Annotated in this window: 21 protein-coding genes and 1 riboswitch; of the genes, 13 read left to right on the top strand and 8 right to left on the bottom strand. The window is 69.2% G+C overall.

Annotated elements, in window-relative coordinates; translation table 11 throughout:
* Positions 1-520: 520 nt before the first annotated feature.
* Both CHC08_RS12390 and CHC08_RS51460 read left to right on the top strand, forming a co-directional pair.
* A complete protein-coding gene (locus CHC08_RS12390; RefSeq protein ID WP_143653188.1) occupies positions 521-862 on the top strand; it encodes an MFS transporter in 342 nt (113 codons plus the stop codon).
* A gap of 4 nt (positions 863-866) precedes the next feature.
* Entirely contained in the window at positions 867-1106 is a 240-nt protein-coding gene (locus CHC08_RS51460; protein WP_089207378.1) for a KR domain-containing protein, read from the top strand.
* A 61-nt stretch (positions 1107-1167) separates the two neighbouring features.
* On the opposite strand, the gene CHC08_RS12380 is transcribed toward CHC08_RS51460, so the two are convergent.
* Positions 1168-1941, bottom strand: a complete 774-nt coding sequence (locus tag CHC08_RS12380) for a hypothetical protein (RefSeq protein ID WP_089207377.1) — start codon at positions 1939-1941, stop codon at positions 1168-1170.
* A gap of 571 nt (positions 1942-2512) precedes the next feature.
* Between CHC08_RS12380 and CHC08_RS12375 the strand changes: the two genes are divergently transcribed.
* The gene (locus tag CHC08_RS12375; protein ID WP_089207376.1) at positions 2513-3592 is read left to right on the top strand and encodes an enolase C-terminal domain-like protein; all 1080 of its coding nucleotides are present in this window, start codon (positions 2513-2515) and stop codon (positions 3590-3592) included.
* Between the two features lie 201 nt (positions 3593-3793).
* Here CHC08_RS12375 and CHC08_RS12365 read toward each other — a convergent pair whose 3' ends face one another.
* On the bottom strand, positions 3794-4291 hold the full coding sequence (locus CHC08_RS12365; RefSeq protein ID WP_218825274.1) for a winged helix-turn-helix transcriptional regulator: 498 nt from the start codon (positions 4289-4291) through the stop codon (positions 3794-3796).
* 274 nt (positions 4292-4565) lie between these two features.
* Between CHC08_RS12365 and CHC08_RS12360 the strand changes: the two genes are divergently transcribed.
* The 6 genes from CHC08_RS12360 to CHC08_RS12335 all read left to right on the top strand — a co-directional run bounded on the left by CHC08_RS12360 (position 4566) and on the right by CHC08_RS12335 (position 10358).
* Positions 4566-5417: an enoyl-CoA hydratase/isomerase family protein gene (locus tag CHC08_RS12360; protein ID WP_089207373.1), complete on the top strand. Its 852-nt coding sequence runs from the start codon at positions 4566-4568 to the stop codon at positions 5415-5417.
* A gap of 2 nt (positions 5418-5419) precedes the next feature.
* The gene (locus CHC08_RS12355) at positions 5420-6799 is read left to right on the top strand and encodes a CaiB/BaiF CoA transferase family protein (RefSeq protein ID WP_089207372.1); all 1380 of its coding nucleotides are present in this window, start codon (positions 5420-5422) and stop codon (positions 6797-6799) included.
* Entirely contained in the window at positions 6796-7350 is a 555-nt protein-coding gene (locus CHC08_RS12350; RefSeq protein WP_089207371.1) for a DUF302 domain-containing protein, read from the top strand. Before CHC08_RS12355 ends, CHC08_RS12350 begins: the two co-directional genes overlap by 4 nt.
* 77 nt (positions 7351-7427) lie before the next feature.
* Entirely contained in the window at positions 7428-8426 is a 999-nt protein-coding gene (locus CHC08_RS12345; RefSeq protein WP_089207370.1) for a ketopantoate reductase family protein, read from the top strand.
* A gap of 90 nt (positions 8427-8516) precedes the next feature.
* Complete coding sequence (locus CHC08_RS12340; RefSeq protein WP_089207369.1) at positions 8517-9704, top strand: alpha-hydroxy-acid oxidizing protein; 1188 nt, start codon at positions 8517-8519, stop codon at positions 9702-9704.
* Positions 9705-9923: 219 nt separating this feature from the next.
* On the top strand, positions 9924-10358 hold the full coding sequence (locus tag CHC08_RS12335) for a hypothetical protein (RefSeq protein ID WP_143653187.1): 435 nt from the start codon (positions 9924-9926) through the stop codon (positions 10356-10358).
* A 239-nt stretch (positions 10359-10597) separates the two neighbouring features.
* On the opposite strand, the gene CHC08_RS12330 is transcribed toward CHC08_RS12335, so the two are convergent.
* Both CHC08_RS12330 and CHC08_RS12325 read right to left on the bottom strand, forming a co-directional pair.
* Complete coding sequence (locus tag CHC08_RS12330; protein ID WP_089207367.1) at positions 10598-11755, bottom strand: phosphoribosylaminoimidazolecarboxamide formyltransferase; 1158 nt, start codon at positions 11753-11755, stop codon at positions 10598-10600.
* A 34-nt stretch (positions 11756-11789) separates the two neighbouring features.
* A riboswitch (ZMP/ZTP riboswitch) is annotated at positions 11790-11874 on the bottom strand.
* Positions 11875-11948: 74 nt separating this feature from the next.
* A complete protein-coding gene (locus CHC08_RS12325) occupies positions 11949-12461 on the bottom strand; it encodes a hypothetical protein (RefSeq protein WP_143653186.1) in 513 nt (170 codons plus the stop codon).
* Positions 12462-12497: 36 nt separating this feature from the next.
* Here CHC08_RS12325 and CHC08_RS49490 point away from each other — a divergent pair, with 36 nt between their 5' ends.
* Positions 12498-12671 carry a hypothetical protein gene (locus CHC08_RS49490; protein ID WP_179281999.1) on the top strand — a complete coding sequence of 58 codons (174 nt, stop codon included), beginning with the start codon at positions 12498-12500 and terminating at the stop codon, positions 12669-12671.
* 17 nt (positions 12672-12688) lie between these two features.
* Here CHC08_RS49490 and CHC08_RS12320 read toward each other — a convergent pair whose 3' ends face one another.
* Positions 12689-13156, bottom strand: a complete 468-nt coding sequence (locus CHC08_RS12320) for a MarR family winged helix-turn-helix transcriptional regulator (protein ID WP_218825273.1) — start codon at positions 13154-13156, stop codon at positions 12689-12691.
* Between the two features lie 146 nt (positions 13157-13302).
* Between CHC08_RS12320 and CHC08_RS12315 the strand changes: the two genes are divergently transcribed.
* Positions 13303-15336 carry an MMPL family transporter gene (locus tag CHC08_RS12315; RefSeq protein ID WP_218825272.1) on the top strand — a complete coding sequence of 678 codons (2034 nt, stop codon included), beginning with the start codon at positions 13303-13305 and terminating at the stop codon, positions 15334-15336.
* A 138-nt stretch (positions 15337-15474) separates the two neighbouring features.
* On the opposite strand, the gene CHC08_RS12310 is transcribed toward CHC08_RS12315, so the two are convergent.
* Complete coding sequence (locus CHC08_RS12310; protein WP_089207363.1) at positions 15475-16992, bottom strand: CehA/McbA family metallohydrolase domain-containing protein; 1518 nt, start codon at positions 16990-16992, stop codon at positions 15475-15477.
* Positions 16993-17326: 334 nt separating this feature from the next.
* Here CHC08_RS12310 and CHC08_RS12305 point away from each other — a divergent pair, with 334 nt between their 5' ends.
* A complete protein-coding gene (locus CHC08_RS12305) occupies positions 17327-18259 on the top strand; it encodes an SDR family oxidoreductase (RefSeq protein WP_089207362.1) in 933 nt (310 codons plus the stop codon).
* 100 nt (positions 18260-18359) lie between these two features.
* Here CHC08_RS12305 and CHC08_RS12300 read toward each other — a convergent pair whose 3' ends face one another.
* Positions 18360-18797: a cupin domain-containing protein gene (locus CHC08_RS12300; RefSeq protein WP_089207361.1), complete on the bottom strand. Its 438-nt coding sequence runs from the start codon at positions 18795-18797 to the stop codon at positions 18360-18362.
* Positions 18798-19308: 511 nt separating this feature from the next.
* Here CHC08_RS12300 and CHC08_RS12295 point away from each other — a divergent pair.
* Positions 19309-19659, top strand: coding sequence for an avidin-fold protein (locus CHC08_RS12295; RefSeq protein WP_089207360.1), 351 nt, complete (start codon positions 19309-19311; stop codon positions 19657-19659).
* A 105-nt stretch (positions 19660-19764) separates the two neighbouring features.
* On the opposite strand, the gene CHC08_RS12290 is transcribed toward CHC08_RS12295, so the two are convergent.
* On the bottom strand, positions 19765-20448 hold the full coding sequence (locus CHC08_RS12290) for an Lrp/AsnC family transcriptional regulator (protein ID WP_089207359.1): 684 nt from the start codon (positions 20446-20448) through the stop codon (positions 19765-19767).
* Between the last annotated feature and the right edge of the window lie 56 nt (positions 20449-20504).

Genomic DNA, 20504 nt, shown 5'->3' with positions numbered 1-20504 from the left:
CGATCACGGAATCGGCCGTATTTGTCGAATGTCTGATGGTTCGTCCCACGCCGGCGGAAGGAATGGGCACCGACTACGCGACCGACCTGTACAACAACGTCTCCTGGCAGTCGTCGGCCGAGAAGATCAGCAACTCGACCTTTCGATTTCGGTGAGTCGGGGCTTGAGCTGCAACCGAGCGGAAAACGGCGTTAGTGGGTCGGGCCGGGCGGGCCTCCGCGAGGTGACGTGAACGAGATCGTCATCCGGCCTGCCGCGAGCGCCCGGTAACCCGCCGCCACATCCCCGGAGGCCGTCGATCCGCTCTCACCAGAACCGGGCTGTACGTAACAGCCGGTCGCGGACGAGCGCGACATGGCGACGTTCCGGCGCGCCGGCGCGGTGCGCCAGGCCTCGTGGACATGCGGATGTTCGTCCTGCGGTCTGTGGCATTCGCCAACCTGGCGGGCGTCCTGCTCGGCTTCGCGATGTTCTCGCAGTTTCTCGGCATCTCGGCAAGGGCTGCGTCATCGCGGCCGGTATGCTCGTCGGCGTCGCTGTGAGCTTTGGCTTCGCCACGCTTCCGGCCATCCTGGCCGGTGCCGTGCCCGGGAACCGGACCGGCATCGCCAACGGAATCAACTCGGTCGCACGCTCGGTGGGCAGTTCCATCGCCAGTGCCCTGGCCGCGACGCTGCTCGTCGTCGAGCCCGTGGAGCGCCTTGCCTTCCAGGCGTCCGCCCTGCCCGCCGAAGACCGGTTCACGGTGTGCTTCGCCCTTGGCGGAGGCGCGTTCGCGCTCATCGTGCTCGTGGCCCTGGTCGGGCTGGCCGACGCCCACCCCCGCGTACGACCACGGCAAAACCAGATATCAGAAAGGTGAAACCATGGCACTGATTCTCATCACAGGCGCCTCGGACGGACTCGGTCGTGCGCTGGCCGAGGACCTCGCCGCCGGCGGGCGGCACCGGCTGCTGCTGCACGGACGAGACGCCCGGCGACTCGCCCAGATCACCGGCCGTTACTTCGACGGTGAGAAGGAATCCCGCGCCTCCGAGGAGGCCTATGATCCGGGCTACCGTCGGCGCCTCAGCGAACTGACACAAAAGCTGCTGGCCAACGTCTGACCCTTACCGTCCGGTCCAGGCGGAGGTTTCCACCGGTCGAGGACCGTACGGTTTTTGATCCTCACCCGTCGAGGGTGAGGACCAGAGCGCCTGAGCGCACGACGAGCGGGGCGGGAAGGTCCTCGGCTGCCTCGGCCTCCGACGAGGCGATCATGGCGCGCAGGGCCTCGACGTCGAGGGGCGCGTCGTCTGAGCCGTCCTCCGTCGCCGGGACCGCGGTCAGGCGGGCGTACTCCTCCGACTCGGTGGGCGCCTCGTGCACAAACGTGGGGCAGTCCGGCATCATCCCGGTGATCCCGGCCTGGATCCGGTAGTCACCCGTGGTCAGCCAGCGGGGGTTGACCAGCGTGACAAACGCGAAGGCCGGGCTGCCCTGCGCGGGCAGCGGGACCAGGACGCTCTGGATCTGCTCGTCCCTCGCGAACGTGACGGTCCGGCGGGCGGCGGTGCACGTGCCGGAGCCGTCGGGAGAGCCGCGGAAGGCGACGTTCACGTCCACGGCGGCCGTCGCATGGATCATCTCCGGCCCGAGCAGCACGTCCTTCGGTACGCGGTTGGCATACCTGGCGCTCTTCGCCTCCGGGCTCGCCTCCCGCCATGCGACGTTCCCGTCCTCGTACCGGTCGAGACACCAGTCGTCCCGAGTCACGATCAGCAGCAACTCCCTGTCGGGCGTGACGAAGCCGCGCTTGGGGTCGCTCTTGTCGAACACCGTGACGGTCCCGTGGCTGCGGGACCCGTTGTGGGCCAGTCCGAGCACGGTGACGAGCACCGCGCGCCCCACGCGGTTGACCATCTGGTGGACGTCGGTCAGTTCGAAGGGCTGGTCGATCATCTCTCCCCCTTTCCCCAGGTGGGATCCTGTTAGGTGCATGCCCACCAGAGGTCCCGTGGACCTCCTGCGCCAGCCCGGAGATAGCCAAGACATCCCGCACGACTACGGAAGTAAGGCCCCGGCGGAAGCATCGGCCCCCTCGACAACCGCCGCTCCGCCGATCGAGGAGCGAACGCCTGCCGTTCGCGAACGGGCGTGGTGGTGTCGAGCCCACTCGCACCCTGGACGCGGACACCGGCCGCCTGTCGCGCCGGTAAATTCCTGCTTCTTTCTCTCCGTCGACGCGCGCCGAGGCTGGTGTTCGCGGCGGCTTCCGAGCAGTATCCGGACGGGACCAGGCAGACCACGGGCGTAGAGGCATCGTCGAGGGGGTCCCGATACCGCCGAGCGGATACGAATCCCCGGTGGAATCCCGCTCAGACACTCAGACACTCAGACACTCAGACACTCAGACACTCAGACGCTCAGACAGGAACCGGCGAACCGGGGCGAGGGGCGGAGCCCGGCTCGTGTCCGGCCGAAAAGTTCGAGTAGGCGGAGGCCCACTCGATGATCTGGGGGTGAGCGCGGCATGACGATACTTCCGGTGATCTCGGAGGTGCGCGGGCGGCCGGTCGTCGCCCCCATGGCACGGCCCTTCACCACCGCGTCGGGGTCGGTGCCGGCGGCTCCGCTCCTTCTGCTCGATGTGATCACCGAAAGCGGTGTCGTCGGGCACTCCTACGTCTTCGGATACACCCCGGCGATGCTGCCGGCGATGGCCTCGATCGTCCGCGAACTCGCCCCCGAACTGATCGGAGAGCCGATCGCGCCCACGCGGCGGACACAGGAGCTGCAGGGGCGATTCCGGTTGCTCGGCATGCAGGGGTTGCTCGGCATGGTCGTCTCGGGGATCGACATGGCGCTCTGGGACGCTCTCGGCAAGCTGACCGATCAGCCCGTCGCCGGCCTGCTCGGTGGCGAGCCTGTCGCGCTACGGGCCTATGACAGCTACGGCATGGTGGACCCGCAGCGGGACGAGCGGGCCCTCCGGGATTCCATCGAAAGTGGATTCCAAGCGATCAAGATCAAGATCGGCTATCCGGACGCGGCCCGTGACGTGGCGGTCGTGCGGTGGGTTCGCGAGATCATAGGACCCGACATCGAATTGATGGTCGACTACAACCAGTCGCTCAACCCACCGGAGGCCTGCCGTCGCGTCGAGCGACTCCGTGAGTTCGACCTCTACTGGGTGGAAGAGCCGGTCGCCGCCGAAGACCTCGCCGGTCATTCCTCCGTACGGCGAGCGACCGGCGCGAGAGTTCAGACCGGGGAGAACTGGTGGTTCCCGAGGGGGTTCCAGGCGGCGATCGCGGCATCGGCCTGTGACTTCGCCATGTTCGACATCATGAAGATCGGTGGTTTCACCGGTTGGATGCTCGCGGCGGGACAGGCGCAGGCCGTCTCGCTGCCCGTGTCCAGCCACTTCTTCGTCGAGGCGAGCGCGCACGCCATGGCCGTGACTCCTACCGCTGACTGGATGGAGTATCTCGATCTCGCGGGGGCGATACTGCTCGACCCGTGCCGGCCGGTCGACGGTCACGTCACGGCGGCCGGCCCAGGCCTCGGGATCACCTGGAACGAGAAAGCGATCGCCCGGTACGCGGTATGACCGTTCGGCCCTCTCTCCGGCGCATGCCGGAGATGTTCGCGGCCACACGGTCCCTCCTGATTGCCGGAGATACTCATGACCACATGCCCATGCCGGAGATGCCCGTGGCCACGCGGTCCTCTTCCGATGCGCATCGCCGCCCGTGGGTGAGACCGGAGTCGATGCCGCGGAGCGGGAGGCCGGTCCCGGGCCTCGGCCGGATCATCCGGTGACGGGGGCCGCGAGGGGGATCGGTTCGGGCGATCGCCAGGGTCGTATCCAGGCCTCCTCCTCGCGACGCACGGGTTGCCCGCAGTGGTCGCAGTGCCCGCCCGGGGTGGTGGCGTGTCCGCAGGTTCGGTGGACGACCCGCATCGGCTCGGCGGGCTCGTCGGGCGTGGTGTGTTCGTGGCCCCAGGCGGCGAGCGCGTGCAGCACCGGGAGCAGGTCCGCGCCCGCGGCGGTGAGGCGATACTCGTTGCGGGTGCGTCCGCCGTCGCGGTAGGGGACGCGGGTGAGCAGGCCGAGGTCGACGAGGCGGGCAAGCCGCGTCGACAAGATGTTGTCGGCGATGCCCAGATCCGACCGGAAGTCCTCGAAGCGGGTCATGCCAAGCGTGGCGTTACGCAGGATCAGCAGCGCCCACCGTTCTCCCACGGCATCGATGGCGCGGCCGATCGGGCAGGGCACGCCATTGCGCACCCTTCGGTCGGTTGCCAAGGCTTTAACTCCTTTCGCCCATTGCTGGCTTGCGATAAGCAAGTCTGCTACATACGGTTTATCACATATCTGACTACTAATTCGCAGGTCAGAAGCTCGTCCACCACTCCTGGGAGGCGAGAGCCGGGCTCACGGCGGTGACATCCGCCGCCATCGGCGTCCAGGCCCGCCCGTCACGGCTTCGAGGACGAGTGCCCGCACCGCCGGCGCCTGGCCGTACAGGCCACCGACCGCGTCGCCGGTGCGATGGCCCCGGCAGGAAGGAGCAGCCACCATGCCAGATCAGAGAACCGAAGCGGGTCAGACCTTCTCACCCGCCGCGGAGAGGTCGCAGACCCCGCCGGCCGAACAGGAGTCGCCGGTCGGCCGCCGATTCGACGGTTCGGTCGCGGTGCTGACGCTCCGGCGCCGGCCGTACAACCTGCTCGACGCCGCCTTCGGCCGGCAGATCGTCGAGGCGCTCCACTGGGCGCGGACCGAGGGCGCCCGGGCGGTGGTCGTCGAGAGCGGGCTGCGCCATTTCTCCGCGGGCGCCGATCTCGACGCGATGGTGACCGTCACGAAGGACGGGGACGGTGTGCGCGGCTGGCGGTTGACCGACGTGCTGCGCGCCTTCGACGAACTGCCGCTCCCGATCGTGGCCAGCGTGCACGGAATCTGCGTCGGAGGGGGGCTGGAGGTGGCGCTCGCGTGCGACCTCATCGTCGCGAGTGAGTCCGCCAAGCTGGGCTTGGTGGAGGCGACCGTCGGCCTGCATCCCCTGATGGGCGGGATCCAGCGGATCACGCAACGGGCCGGCGCGGCACGGGCGAAGGAGATGGTCATGCTCGGCCGCCGCTACGACGCGCGCACGATGGAACGCTGGGGGATCGTCAACCGGGTCGTCGCGGACGAGCGGCTGAGCGCGGCGACGATGACGCTGGCCCACGAGCTGGCGGCGGGGCCGACGGTGGCGCACGCGGCGACAAAAAAGCTGGTGTCGATCGCCGTCGACCAGGGCGTCCGCGCGGCCGACGAGGCCATGCCGGAGATCCAGGAGCCGATCTTCCGCTCCGCGGACTTCCGCGCCGGGGCGGACTCGTTGAAGCAGAACGGTCCCGGCCTGGCGCGCTTCAGGGGGTGTTGACCATGTCCGCACCACTGACCGGCATCCGGGTCGTCGATTTCTCCCGCGTGCTCGCCGGACCACTTTGCGCGCAGACGCTGCTGGAGCTCGGAGCCGAGGTCATCAAGGTGGAACCACCGGCCGGCGACCTGTCCCGGCGGGCGTTCCCCCGCGAAGCCGAGATCTCCGGCTACTACGCCCAGCAGAACGCCGGCAAGCGCAACGTCTCGATCGATCTCAACGCGCCGGGCGCGCGGGAGGTCGCGCTGCGTCTGTGCGACCGCGCGGATGTGATCGTGGAAAACTTCCGGCCGGGCACGCTGCCCTCGTTCGGGCTGGACTACGACACCGTCTCCGCACGCAACCCGCGCGTCGTCTACGTCTCGATCAGCGGCTACGGCCAGCACGGCGCGTGGCGTTCCCGGTCGGCCTACGCCCCGACCATCCAGGCCGAGAGCGGGATCACCGCGATCACCATGGACCAGTTCGGCGCTCCGGAGGGACGACCGCGCACCGACTCGCTGTCGCACGCCGACGTCTACTCCGGGCTGCACGCCGCCGTCGCCGTCCTGGCCGCGCTGGACCATCGCGACCGCACCGGTGAGGGACAGTACATCGACGTGGCCATGGCCGCGGTCATGCTGTCGGTCAACGAGCGCCTTCACGCGGATCTGTCGGGACAGGACCTCGGGGCGGAGACTCCGATCCTGGGCGCCACGGACTGCCCGTTCTTCGTCAGTCCCGAGGGAGCGACCTTCGTCATCCCGATGAGCCTGGTGGGCAGCATGTCGTTCCCCCTCTACCTCGCCGCCATGCGGCGCGCCGACCTCGCCGACGACCCGCGATTCCGAACACCCGAAGCACGACGGGAGCATCTGGACGAGTTGCACGCCATCGTCCAGGAATGGATCTGGACGTTCGACGACATGGCCTCTCTCGACGTGCAGTTCGACGAGGCGAAGATCCCCACCGGGCAGCTGCGCACCGTCGGCGAGTTCGCCGACAGCCAGTGGGTACGTCAGTGGACGGCCACCCGCTCGGTTCCCGACCGCAACGGCGGCCGGATCACGGTGCCCGGACCGCCCTGGCACTTCAGCGCCGCCGGTGAGCCCGGCTCACCGGAGAGAGTGCCCGCCAGACAGGGCGAGCACAACGACGACATCCTGCGCGAACTGGGATTCGACGAAGACGAGATCGGTTCGCTGCGGCGCCTGGGCGCGCTCACCGAACCCAGCCGGAGCCTCGTCGAACCCAGCCGGAGCGACGGCAACGGGCGCGAGCGGGCGAACGACCCGAGGCGAGCCCACACGGAGGAAAGGAGCCCTGACCAGGCAGACCGTCACACCGTCCCTCGCACTCGCCGGAGCGCGAACAGCCACGAAACATCATCGGAGAGATCATGACCCAGCGAACAGAGAGCAGGATCCACACCGTCCCGCACGAGGTGAACCGCCTGACCATCGGCGTCTCCGCCCCGTTCCAGGAGTTCCGTGAGCGTTACGAGCGCGCCGTTCCGCCGTTCGACGCCGCACGCTTCGAGGAGCTCATCAAGGACAACGCCGACTGGGACACCGTTCTGCGGGCGACGACCCAGAACGCGCCGCACGATTTCATCATCTACTGGAGCCACGACTTCTCAGCGCTGATGGGGCTGGCCGGCGAACGGTGGCGCTGTGTCGAATACCTGATGGGGAACCACACGATCGCCCAGCCGATGTTCCACCACGACCCCGCCGTCCTGCTCTACGCGCCGCTGCGCACGGTGATCTACGAGAACCCGGAGGGCACGACCTGTTTCGCCGTGGACCAGCCCAGCACCCGGTTCTCCAGCTTCGGCAACCCGGACATCACCGAGGTCGGCGTCAAACTGGACCGCGAGCTGGCCGCCCTGCTGGAACACCTCGACGCACCCGTACCGACCGAGCTCGTCCGGGGACGGGTATCCCATGGGTGAGGGCTTCGCCGCCTCCTCCCCGGCTGTCGCCCACGGGTTCGCGCCGTCGCGGCAGAAGTGGCAGGGGTGAAGGTGCGATGAGGATCCTGGTCGTGGGCGCCGGCGCGGTCGGCGGCTACTTCGGGGGCAGGCTCGTCCAGGCGGGCCGGGATGTGACGTTCCTGGTCCGGCCCGGACGGGCCCGCCTGCTGCGCGAGCGCGGGCTACGGATCGTGGGTTTGGGCGAGAAGATGACGCTCACCCCCCGAACGATCCTGACCGGCGACATCGCCTCGGCCTTCGATCTGGTCCTGCTCTCGGTCAAGGCCACCGGGCTTCGAGGGGCGATGGAGGACCTGGCGCCCGCGGTCGGTCCGGACACGCTGATCCTGCCCGTCCTGAACGGCATGCGGCACATCGACGACCTGGTTGAACGGTTCGGTGACCGCGCCGTGCTGGGCGGGGTGGCGAAGGTGGCCACCACGCTCGACGCCGACGGCGACATCGTCCGCCTCGCCGAGCTGCAGAGCCTGACCTACGGCGCCCGCGCCACGCCCGCCCCGAAGCCGCCGGCCGACGCGCACCGCGCGCTCGGCGGCGCGGGGTTCGACGCCAGGCTGTCCGGCGACATCATCGGCGAGATGTGGGCCAAGTGGGTGTTCATCGCCGCGACCGGCGCGGTGACCTGCCTGATGCGCGGAACGGTCGGTGAGGTCGCATCCGTCCCCGGCGGCATCGAGTTCGCCGAAGCGGTGGTCGCCGAGTGCGCGGCCATCGCCGCTGCGGCCGGCCACGCCGTACCGGAGAAGGAGCTCCAGAACACACGCGACACGGTCACCGCTCCGGACTCCTCCTTCGCCTCCTCGCTGTATCGTGACCTGATCAGCGGCCGGGGCATCGAGGGAGAGCACATCTTCGGCGATCTCGTCCTCCGGGCGCGGCGGCTCGGGGTCGCGGTTCCCCTGCTGGACCTGGTCACGCTGCACCTGCGCGTGTATCAGGGCCGCCTCGAAAAGGACTCGGGGCAGACGCTCGCCGGCTCCGTCCCATCGCCGGAGTCTCATCCCCCGAATGCTCGTGAGAGCCGTACGGCGTGAGCCATCGACGTCCCCCACCACCCCGGCCGGCCATGTCCCGGAAAGCCCGGACCCACGGCGGCATTCCGATCCCAGTGGAAAGGCACCCGCATGACCCCCCAGTTCGGTGACTACCAGAACGAGATCTACTTCGACGGTCTCCGCGGCGTGGTGCCGGGGCTGCCGATGACCTTCACCGAGCTCGAGGCCAGGGCCGAGGCCGTGATGTCACCCTCGGTGTGGTCATACGTCGCGGGAGGCGCAGGCGACGAGCACACCCAGCGTGCCAATGTCGCCGCCTTCCGGGGCTGGGGTCTCATCCCCCGAATGCTCGTGGGAGCCGTACGGCGTGAGCTGTCGGTGGAGCTGTTCGGCATGAAGCTGCCGACCCCGCTGCTCATGTCCCCGGTGGGGGTGATCGGCCTGTGCGCGCAGGACGGGCACGGAGACCTGGCCACGGCCCGGGCGGCGGCTCGCACCGGGGTTCCGATGATCGCCTCGACGCTCTCGGTCGATCCGATGGAAGCCGTGGCCGGGGAGTTCGGCCAGACCCCCGGCTTCTTCCAGCTCTACACCCCCACCGATCGGAAACTGGCGGAGAGCCTGATCGGTCGCGCCGAGGCCGCCGGGTTCAAGGGCATCGTCGTCACCCTCGACACCTGGGTCACCGGCTGGCGCCCCCGCGACCTGAGCACCGGCAACTTCCCCCAGCTGCGCGGGCACTGCCTCGCCAACTACACCTCCGACCCGGTCTTCCGCGCCCAGCTCGCCCGCACCCCGGAAGAGGACCCGCGAGCCGCCGTCGCATACTGGGCCAGGATCTTCGGCAGCCCTCTCACCTGGGATGATCTGCCCTGGCTGCGATCGCTCACCGACCTGCCCCTCATCCTGAAGGGCATCTGCCACCCCGACGACGCTCGCCGGGCCAAGGACGCCGGCGTCGACGGCATCTACTGCTCCAACCACGGCGGCCGGCAGGCCAACGGCGGTCTGGCCGCCCTTGACGCCCTCCCCGCCGTGGTCGACGCCGCGGACGGGCTGCCCGTCATATTCGACTCCGGCGTCCGCTCAGGAGCCGACGTGATCAAAGCCCTCGCGCTCGGCGCCACCGCCGTCGGCATCGGCCGCCCCTACGCCTACGGCCTCGCCCTGGGCGGCACCGACGGCATCGTCCACATCCTGCGCGCCCTCCTCGCCGAAGCCGACCTGATCATGGCCGTGGACGGCTACCCCACCCTCGCCGACCTGACCCCCCAGTCCCTCCTCCGAACACCGGGCACCGGCACCCCGCCCCGGTAGCCCCGCCACCGCCGCGCGTCTACTCGCCCTGCTTCCGGTCATGACGCGAACCGATCGGGGTGAATCGCCCCTTTCACCATGCCGTGGTCGGCCACACCACATGATCGCTTAGAGATAGCATCGGCCTCCCTCGTCTGCCTCACACCAAGGACGTCGATGTCTCGTCTGATTGAATGCCTCCCTGACGCGGTCACGGTCTGGTCCTTCAACTTTATGATCATGGACCTTGATGGAGCCAACGGGCAGCCGGAAGGTGCCGAGGATCTTTGGGAGCTCTCAGACCGAGCCAACCGGACCGACTGGTTTCTCACCACCGCGAATGTCGCCGTCGTCACCAGCCAGGCGGATTCCTGGCACGTCGTCGATGTCACGCTGGAGCTCTGGGACGGACGACCGCCCGCCGACGATGACCGGTGGAGCAGGAGCGAGACCGCAGAGCTCTACTCCAGCTCGGGCAGATTGCAGGTGGTCGGAGTTTACGGTCACTCCTCCGGCAACCTCATGGACCTCCGCGATCAGGCTCGCAACTGGTTCGTGCACGCAAGCGTCCGCCCCGGCCCCGGTGCCCGTTACCGCAGGGAGCAGCCTCCCGAAGGGCTGGAGACCTACCGGCTGCAATTCTGGCCCACACAGCCCTCACCCTCTGTTCCGTAGCAAGGCCGAGACCGTCCAAGGAGGGCGCAGTGCTCGCCCGAGAGGAAGCCGAACGGGCTGGCCGTGCCCGCCAGAGCCGCAGCCTCCGCGCCAGGCCCGGAATTCAGGCGGACAGTTGAGCGCCTGGCCCCGCATGCTCTGACCTGAGGGGTCCACGGGGTTGCCCGCATGCACGGCTGAAGGGTTCCTGGACGGCCGACCTTGAGGTCCCCGTGGAATGGTGCGGGGACCTCGTCGCCTCAGTGGTGGAACAGGCGGAGACCGGTGCGGGCCAGAGTGATCTGGTGCTCGCGGCAGGCGTCCCGCACCTCCGCGGATCGGATCGATCCGCCTGGCTCGGCGATGTAGCGGACGCCGTGGCGGTGGGCGTGATCGACGTTGTCGCGGAACGGCAGGGCGCCATCCGACACGAACGCGACCTTGTCCAGGCCCGCGAGCCACGTTGCGCGCTGCCGGCCCGTCAGCTCGGGCGCGGGGGTGGACAGTGCCGTGGACAGGCGCAGGCTCTCGTCAGGGGTGAGGTCGCCCTCGATGAAGCGGATCTGCCAGTTGATCCGGTCCTGGCGCCGGATGCCGGGGTGGAAGGCGAGTGCGCGCACCGCCGGGTGGCGTCGCAGCCACCAGGTGTCGGCCTTCGCGCCGGCCAGGCGGGTGCAGTCCACGCGGGACTGCTGACCGGCGCCGATTCCCAGGGTGGCGCCATCGCGCAGGTAGCACACGGAGTTGGACTGGGTGTAGCGCAGGACGATCAGGCCCAGCAGGAGGTCCTCCGATGCGGCGGTCGGCAGTGTGCCGCACACGACGTCGTCCAGGAGTGCGGTGGAGAGCGTGACCTCGTCGCGCCGCTGGGTCAGCCGCAGGCCGAACACCTCCCGTGCCTCGCGGCGCGGAGGCGTGTAGGTCTCGTCCGCTTCCATCACCAGGAAGCGGCCGTTCTTCTTCTTGCTGAGCGCCGCAACGGTGCCCGGGGCGTAGCCGGGGGCGATGATGCCGTCGCAGACCACGCGGGTCAGCAGCTCGGCGAGTTCGGCGTCGACCGGGTGTGAGACGGCGGCGAAGTCGCCGTAGGAGGATTTCGGATCAGCGTCGCGGGCCCGCAGGTAGGCACTGGTGAGCGCCCCGACACTGGCGCGGTCGATGCCGTAGAGCTCGGCGGTGACGTCGTCGACGGGTCCAGAAAGGGCCGCTCCGGCGGGCGAGACGTGCTTGAAGGACGTAGCGGCCGGCCGGCTCAGGGCCTTGCCCGCTTCGCTCACCAGTTGCCAGCCGTTGAGCGCGTCGAGCATGTTGATGTAGGACGGGCTGCCGTGCAGCACCCGGATCGGCCACCGGCCGGGGTGCGTCGGTGCGGCGGCGGCCGCTCGCTGCTGCGGGTTGATTCCGTAGCGCAGATCCACGTCGTGGCCTCCTGTGTCAGTTGGACATCACTGACGCAGGCGCCCAGGCGGTCGACGCTCACGCGAGAATGCGGTCGCTCCCCGGTGGTTGTCCACCTTCGCCAGTCGCGGCCCAGGCACGATCCTATTGAGAATCGATCGGAAGTCCACTCCCGGTACGGGCCCGAGCGACCGGTCTCATGCTCGACCACCGTCAGACCTTCTGAAGCACCAGGATCTCGTGGATCACCAGGTCTTCCCCGTCGAGGGACACCGGTTTCAGGACGAGGTCGTCCTCGTGGAACCGGCTGTGGCAGCTGAAACAGACCGGGCCTCCCCCGTAGCCGACCGCTCGTTCCTGCAGCCACCGGAGTAGCTGGGTCAGCAGGGTGAGGTCGTCACCGTGGAGGACCTGGCGGGAGGACAGGGCCCAACCGGCGTCGGCCGGCGCATCGCGACGCGCCAGCTCGGAGAAGACCACTCCGCCGACCCTTGGGTCCGCGGGCCCCCGCCCTGTCAGCAGCGGATACGCGTCGATCTCCCACCGGTCTTCGGGCAGCGGTTCGCCCTCGTCGTCGACGGTCACCAGGGGAAGGCGATCCGTCACGATGGTCAACTCCTCCGGCTTCGGGCCGTGCCCGAGGTGCCAGCGGAGTTCTGAGATCTCAGCTTCCGAGAGCTCGGCTGAAAGTTCGGCGGTTATGAGCACTTCATGTAGGTCTGCCATGCCGGGACATGTTAGCCAGAGCCAAGCGCGGCGCGGGTGGTCTTCCCCCGCTTCACCGACTACTCGCGGACCAGCGACAGGGAGTGGTTCGCCGAGACCGTCGCCCTGTTCGGCACCGACCGGGAGCGATTCTGGGAGCTCAACCGGCGGATGTTCCGGTGGATCGAGGATGGGTTCCCCCGCCTGGACGGCTACGTTCCGAAGTCGTAGCCTCTGGAGGCAGGCGCTCAGGAGCCGGCCTCCTGCCGGGCCGTCACCGTGGCCTCGGTGCTGCCGGCCAGGAACCTGCCGATCACCTGGCGCTCCTGCGGGCTGAACTCCTCGATCACCGAGGTGAGGTGGCGGCCCAGCGGGGCGAAGAACTGCCCGGCCAGGCGGATCGCCTGCTCCCGCAGTACGACCTCGACCTTGCGCCGGTCGGTGGTGCTGCGCCGTCGTTCGACGTGGCCGACCTGCTCCAGCCGGTTGATCAACGCGGTGGTGGCCGGGGGGCTCAGGTTGAGCTCGGCGCCGAGCTCTCCCGGCGTGAGCGGCCGACCGGCGGTGAAGGCGTCCAGGATGACCACCACCGCGTTCAGGTCGGTCCGATGCAGGCCGTGCTCGACGGCGAAGCGCTCGACGAATCGGTCGCTCTCCACGTTGAACCGGCGCATCGCCAGCATCAGCTCGAACGCGTCCGGTGTGTCTGCCGTCACGATCCTCCTCCGTATTGCCCCCGGGGGCGCGATCCCCCTACTCTTTCCATCATAGAAATATTCCATGATGGAAAGAGTTTCCCATGTGGCGAGCAGATCATAGTGGGTGGGACCTCCTGTGGAGCCGCTCCGGCAGGTGGGTCGTCATGGCTCTCGCCCTCACGGTGTCCGGCCTGGCCCTGGCTTTCGGCGGCGCGTCCACGGTGAGCACCGATCCGGCCGACGCGCTGCCCCGGGGGTCCGAGTCGGCGGCGGTGGCACGCCTGCAGCAGGATCTTCCCAGCGGGGAGGTGCTCCCCGCTCTGGTCGTCTACAGCCGGGAAGGGGCGCTGACCGGCGAGGACCGCGCGGCCATCGCGGCGGACGCCGAGCGGCTGGCCGAGCGCGCCGTGGGCGGGAAGGTGCCGCCGCCGGTGGTGTCGCCCGGCGGAGACGTCGCGATGCTGACCGTGCCGCTGCCGGGTACGCTGCCCAACGCCGAGCTGACCGAGACGGTGGCGGAGATCAGAGCCGAGGCGCGTGCCGGCCTGCCGTCCGGGGCACGTGTGGAGGTGACCGGCGGCGCGGGCTTCAAGGTCGACCTGTCGGCGGTCTTCGCCGGGGCCGACATCACGCTGCTGGCCGTCACCGCGAGCGTCGTGGCGCTGCTCCTGCTGCTGACCTATCGCAGCCCGTGGCTGTGGCTGGTGCCGCTCACCGTCGTCGGGGTGGCCGACCAGGTCGCCGCCAAGACCGTCGCCCTGCTCACCCGCGTGACCGGGCTGACCGTCGACGACTCCACGTTGGGCATCACCTCGGTCCTGGTGTTCGGGGCGGGCACCAACTACGCCCTGCTGCTCATCGCGCGCTATCGCGAGCAGCTCCGCGTACACGACGATCGCCACCGGGCGATGTCCGGCGCGGTGCGCTCGGCCGCGCCCGCCATCCTGGCCAGCTCGGCCACGGTCGCCCTGGCGCTGTGCACGCTGCTGTTCGCGCTCTCACCTTCCAGCCGCGCCATCGGCGTGGCGGGCGCGATCGGCATCGTGGTCGCCGTGGCCTACGCGCTCCTGGTACTGCCGGCCGCGATGGTGCTGTTCGGCAGGGGGCTGTTCTGGCCCTTCGCCCCGAAGGCCGGCCAGGCCGACCCCACGCGCACCGGACTGTGGTGGCGTGTCGGCACGGGAGTGTCGCGCCGCCCGGTGGCCATGACCCTGCTGAGCCTCGGCGCCCTGACCGTACTGGCGCTGGGAGCCTGGGGCGTGCAGAGCGGCCTGTCGCAGACCGAGCAGTTCCGCGAGCGGGTGGAGGCCATCGCCGGACAGGAGACCCTGAGCCGGGCCTTCCCCGCGGGAAGCGCGCAGCCGGTGACGGTGATCACCAGAGGCGTCGCCCTCGATCGGGTGCTCCAGGCCGCCAGGGCGACCCCCGGGGTCACCGCCGCCGCTCCGGGCGAGCGCACCCCGGAACTGGCCAGGATCAGCGTGGTGCTGAAGGCCGAACCTGGCAGCGAGGCGAGCTTCGCCGCCGTCGAAAAACTGCGCGAGGCGGTCCACGCCGTGCCCGGCGCGCAGGCGCTCGTGGGCGGCCAGGAGGCGGCCGACCTGGACGAACGCCGGGCCGCCACCCGCGACCAGCTCGTGATCATCCCGCTGGTGCTGGCCGTGGTCATGCTTGTGCTGCTGCTCCTGCTGAGGTCGGTCGTCGCGGCCCTCACTCTGGTGCTGACCGTGATCGTCAGCTTCGCGGCCGGCTTTGGCGCCGGCTGGTTCGCCTTCAGGACGTTCCTCGGCTTCCCCGCCATGGACCTCGGGGTGCCGCTGCTCAGCTTCCTGTTCCTGGTGGCGCTCGGCGTCGACTACAACATCTTCCTCACCCATCGGGCCCGCGAGGAGGCCGCGCGACAGGGCACACGCGCCGGCATCCTCACCGCCCTGGCGGTCACCGGCGGCGTCATCACCAGCGCGGGCATCGTGCTCGCCGCGGTCTTCGCCGTCCTGGGCGTGCTTCCGCTGATCACCCTCACCCAGCTCGGCGTCATCGTCGGCTTCGGCGTCCTGCTCGACACCCTCCTGGTGCGCAGCGTCCTGGTACCCGCCCTGATCACCCTGCTGGGAGAGCGCTTCTGGTGGCCCGGCGGGGTGGGTACGGCACGCGGGTCCGAAGAACGGAAAGGGGCGCCGGCGGACCGGCGCCCCTGAGAGAGAGACCACCGACCGGCGGCTCACCACCGCGATGACGGAGGCCGCCCTCCCCGTCGACGGTCCGCTATAGGCGGCTCGCCACCGCGGTGACGCGGACGGCCCTCCCCGTCAGGAGATGACCGTCCGGTCAGAGTGCTAGCGGAGCTGGACGAAAACGGGGTTGGAGTAGAACCACAGGTCGTCCCAGGGGCTCTCCTTGCCGTCGGCGAGCGGCTCGGCCTCATCGGTGCTCGTGCCACGCACGCGGGCGTAGAGGTCGCTCTCCACGTTGCGCAGGGTGTGGCGGATGACGTACTCGTCGCCCTGCTTGCGCCAGTCGCGGGGGCCGAACCGCGCCACGACCTTCGTGGTGGGGTTGGTGTCGGCGTCGGGGTTGGCGTTCGGGCCGGTGACCTGACCGGTGATCAGGTCGACGCGCCGGACCTCCGGACGCTCGCCGTTGCCGTTCTTGCCCTGCAGCGGCCGGAACCTGATCTCGATGTCGACATCGGTACGGTTGCGACGGTTCACGGTGAGGGTCTCACCCGTGGTGGCGTCGCGGCCCTGGTTGCTCAGCGTGACGTCGAGGCTGGTGATCAGGTCTCCGGTCCCGACCCAGATGCGCCCGTTGCGGAGCCCGTCCATGATGTCGGCGTAGTCCTGCCTGGCGTACACGTAGGTCTTGCTGTACTCGCCCGGCCAGAAGTCGGAGCCGCCGCGCGTCCAGTGCACGTGCGAGTCCGAGGTCGCGGTGATCCACCAGCGCCGGCCCTCACCGAGCAGCGAGTCCCAGAGCCCGCCGACGCGAGCCGTCATCTGGTCGAAGCCGCCGTAGGTCGGGTGGCTGCCGTACGACCCGCGCGCGCCGCCGTTGAGCGGGGCCGCCTGGTGACCGGGAGCGCCCTCGAAACCGACGTAGATCTCCGGGGCGGCGTTGTTGCCGTTGCGGAACTCGCGGGGAGTGTCCTGCCCGTAGACGCCGAGGCCGGTCGCCGAACGGGAGGCGTGGTGAGCGATGACCAGCGGCTGGCGCGGCATGCCCTTCGCGGCCTTCAGGAACTCGACCATCTTGGCCTCGGTGTCGCGGCCCGGGTCGGCGGGGAAGGGGTCGAGCTTGGCGAAGCGGCTCTCCAGCTCGAACAGTTGCTGCGCCTCGTCCGCGTGGTGAGGGATCATCAGCGTGTGGTGGTCAAGGGCCGGGGCGTCGAACTCCATCCCCCAGAACTGCAGCACCTCGGGTACAAGGATGCGCGAGCGCAGCAGGTCGGGGTAGGCCTGCTCAAGGTTGATCTTCGAGTGCGTCGGCCCACCGTGGTCGGTGCACATCGCCCAGCTGAGACCGAAGTTCTTCGCCATGATCGCGTTCGTGACGATCGGGTAGACGGCGTCGCCACCCTTGGTGAACTTCGGCGGCGTCGTCTTCGTGTCGAACGAGCCGCTGTACTCCGAGTGGACATGGTGGTCGCCCGCGCGCCATGCTCGGTTACGGGAATCGCCGGGCTTGCCCTGCTTGCGCTCGTCATCGTCAGCCCACGCCGGTCCACCGGTCGCCAGCGGACTCGCGGCGACCAGCGTCGCTCCGAGACCGGCGTACTTCACCAGCTGGCGCCGCGAGACCGCCGAGCGCTCGCGATCTTCGGTGTTCTTGTCCTTCACGTGAAGCCCTTCGTCCATCTGTCAGGGGTGCCAACGGATGAGTTTCGACGGGCAAGCCAAACGCGGCATGAACAAAGATCGGGATGACCGAGAACAATCAATACCAACATGCTAAAACCGCCTGCGCGTGACTTCCGCAGATCATCGGTGACGGCCGGCGGAGCGCCAAATCGCCCTACGGACGAGAACGAGCCGCTCAGCCGCCCGAGGTCGCCGGGCAAGATCGGCCACACCCGGATGCGCCGTGCTCATCCACGGACTTTTAATCCGCGGATAACCGTGACATGGATCCGCCTCACGGCGTCCGCGACGCTTGGCTCGGCCGAGAGCATTCGCTGACCAGGGAGTTGTCATGAAGGACGTATCCGTACCCGATCTGACCGGGAAGCTCGCCGTGGTGACCGGCGCGAGCGACGGTGTCGGCCTCGGTCTGGCCGTACGGCTGGCTCGGGCGGGCGCCGAGCTCGTACTGCCGGTCCGCAACCCCGTCAAGGGAAGCGCCGCCGTCGCCCGGATTCGCTCGGCGGCTCCCGGCGCCGTGGTCTCCCTCCGTGAGCTCGACCTGGCCTCGCTGGACTCCGTGGCGGCGCTCGCGGACACGCTGAACGGCGAGGGCCGGCCGATCGGCATCCTGATCAACAACGCGGGCGTCATGGCACCGGCCACCCGCCACACCACGGCCGACGGCCTGGAGCTGCAGTTCGGTACGAACCACATCGGCCACATGGCACTGGTGGGACGGATCCTGCCGCTGCTCCGAGCCGGCCAGGCCCGGGTCACCACCATGTCGAGCAGCGCCGCCCGTACCGGCAAGATCGACTGGGAGGACCTGCAGAGCGAGCGGAAGTATTCACCGACAGGCGCGTACGGGCTGTCGAAGCTGGCCAACCTGATGTTCGGCCTCGAACTCGACCGGCGCAGCCGGGCCGGAGGCTGGGGCGTCGTCAGCAACGTCGCGCACCCCGGAACGACCTTGACGAACCTTTACGCGTCCGGCCCCAACCTGGGCCGCCGGCGCCCCGCCCCCTACGAATCGCTCATGAAGCGACTCCTCCGCCTGGGCCTGTTCGTGCAGACCGTCGACAGAGGCATCCTCCCCGCCCTGTACGCCGCCACCGGCCCGCAGGCGCAGGGCGGCCGTTTCTACGGCCCCGACGGCCTCGGCCAGTTCACCGGAGGCCCGACCGAGCTGGCCGTCTACAAGCCGGCCCGCAACGAGGCCGACGCGGCTCGGCTCTGGGACGTCTCCGAGCGGCTGGCCCGGGTCGAATTCACCGCCGCCTGAGGTTTTCACCGGCGGTCGCCTCCCCAGAGCGGAAAGGCCCACCTCACCTCATGGATCGGGCCAGGGCAGCCCGCCGAAGGCCGCACTCTTCCCGGGCCGTTCAGGACCGCCGAGGGGCACGGCGGTCCCGGCGCTGGGCGAGCTCCTCGTCGTCGACCAGGGTGAGCATCGGCTTGCCGGGCTCACACATCATGGTGACGGTGAAGCGGAGCGGGACGTCGTCGCGGTTGTTGCCGTCCTGGTAGTGGATGACGTCGCCGCCCGGCTCCCAGAACGCCTCTCCCGCGCGCACGACCCGCTCCGACTCGCCTTCCAGCTCGAACAGCATCGCGCCTTCCAGCACGTAACCGAACGCCGGGCCGGTGTGCCGGTGCGGCGGCGTACCGGGATCGCCGGGCGGAAACTCGACGACGATGGTCATCACGTGAGCTCCCGCCGGGATGAAGGGCGGTTCCGCCTCCTGCAGCGTGGTGATCGCCGTCTGCCACGCGGTCGATCTCGGCTTCCGCCCGGTGGTTGTCGGATCACTGTCGGACATGAGAAGCACCTCCTTGACGTCCTCCCCGGTTTGAAAACCGGGGATTCCAGCACCCGGCCTTCCAGTCGGGTCTGTCGGTTCGCGGTTCATCGGTCCGGGCAACCCCGAAGCCTCCCCGTCACCGACCGGCGACGGGATCCGCTCGCCCGGTTCCGTTCCGAGGTGGCGCTCGTGCTCCACTGCCATCCGATCACCGGCTGAGACAGGGCAGCCCTCCGGTCTGTGACAGCTTCGGCAAAATTCTTCGGATCGCGGATCACCTGCGCCGAGATGTCACGGCCCGGGACACCGCCCTGTTCTTCGGGAGACGGCCTCGGCACCACCGGGCATTGCAGGCCGGATTCCGGGTGCCGGTCAGGCGGATGTCCTTCCCCGGTGGGAACGCATGGATCTCGCCCACCCCCGCCGGATCGGCGTCCGGCTGGACGGATCACCACTCACGAATGCCGTAGGTGAGCAGAACGTCCAACCTCGGTTGCGGATGCCCGGTGGAGCGGCACGATGCGGAGACGTGAACGACAACGACCTTCTCAACGACCGCAGGTTCGTCATGGTCAGCTCGACGGCGAGCGCGGTGGATCCGGACGGGCCCACCGAGTTCTCCTACCGGGAGTCCGGCGGCATCATCTGGGGCGACTACACCGGTGACACGGTGGTCCATGGACGCTTCGTCGGCACCAGGGACGATGACCGGATCGAGTTGACCTACGTCCATCTGACCAAGAACGGAGACCGCGTCGGCGGGCAGAGCAGCAGCCGGATCGAAGCCCTCCCCGACGGGCGGCTGAACCTGGTCGAGGAGTTCCAGTTCGCCGGGGACGACACGGCGCACGTGAGCGTGTGCACGGAGATCCGCGGGTAAGTTTCACCGGGTTTCCCACCACGGAGAACGGCACCCGTCCCCTGAGGCAACCGGTCAGGGGACGGAGACAATCCTCTGGTCAAGCTGGGTGCCGTACCGGATGGTTCAGGCGTCCCGCTGGAGCTGGGCACGGCCTTCGGCCGCACCGACGAAGCGCATCATGCCCAGGGGTACCTCTTCCCCCGAGCCCCCGGAGTTTCCCGAGGCTCCGGAAGTTCCGGAGCCTCCCACGGGGTCGGCGGCCGGGCGGCGGGCGGACCGGCCGGGGCCGCGGTCGCTCGGCAGGACGTAGGGCCGCCTGAGCACCTCGTCCAGAATGAAGACCGTCTCGGTGGCCTTAACCGCCGGAATGTTCGCCAGCCGGTCGGTCACCATCGCGTGCACGGCGGCGACGTCGGTCACGCGGATCTGAATCATCGCGTCGTGCTGGCCCGTCGTGATCGCGCAGTACTCCACCTCGGGCATCGTCGCGAGCTGGGCGCGGAACTGGCGCCACATCTGCTGCCGGACGGTCACGAAGATCAACGCGGTGATGCCGAGACCTGCGCGGACATGGTCGATCTCCGCCGTGAACCGTTTGATCGCGCCGTCGGCGCGCAATGCCTCGAAGCGCGTGTAGGCGTTCGCCCGCGAGATGCCGACCCGCTCGGCCAGGGCCGCCACGGAGATCCTGCCGTTCTCGCGCAGCACCTCAAGGATCTTCAGATGTGTCGCGTCGAGCTCCAGGCCGATGCCGATCCGTCCAGGTTGACCGCCTTCATGAACCGTGCCCCTTGACGTTTCGGTCATCTCAATGCCCCCTAAGTCATATTTGTCCCAGCTTAGCCCCATGAGCTGGACGTTCT

Source organism: Streptosporangium subroseum, assembly GCF_900188345.1.
GTDB lineage: Bacteria > Actinomycetota > Actinomycetes > Streptosporangiales > Streptosporangiaceae > Streptosporangium > Streptosporangium subroseum.
This window is presented reverse-complemented; position numbering and strand designations above follow the sequence as displayed.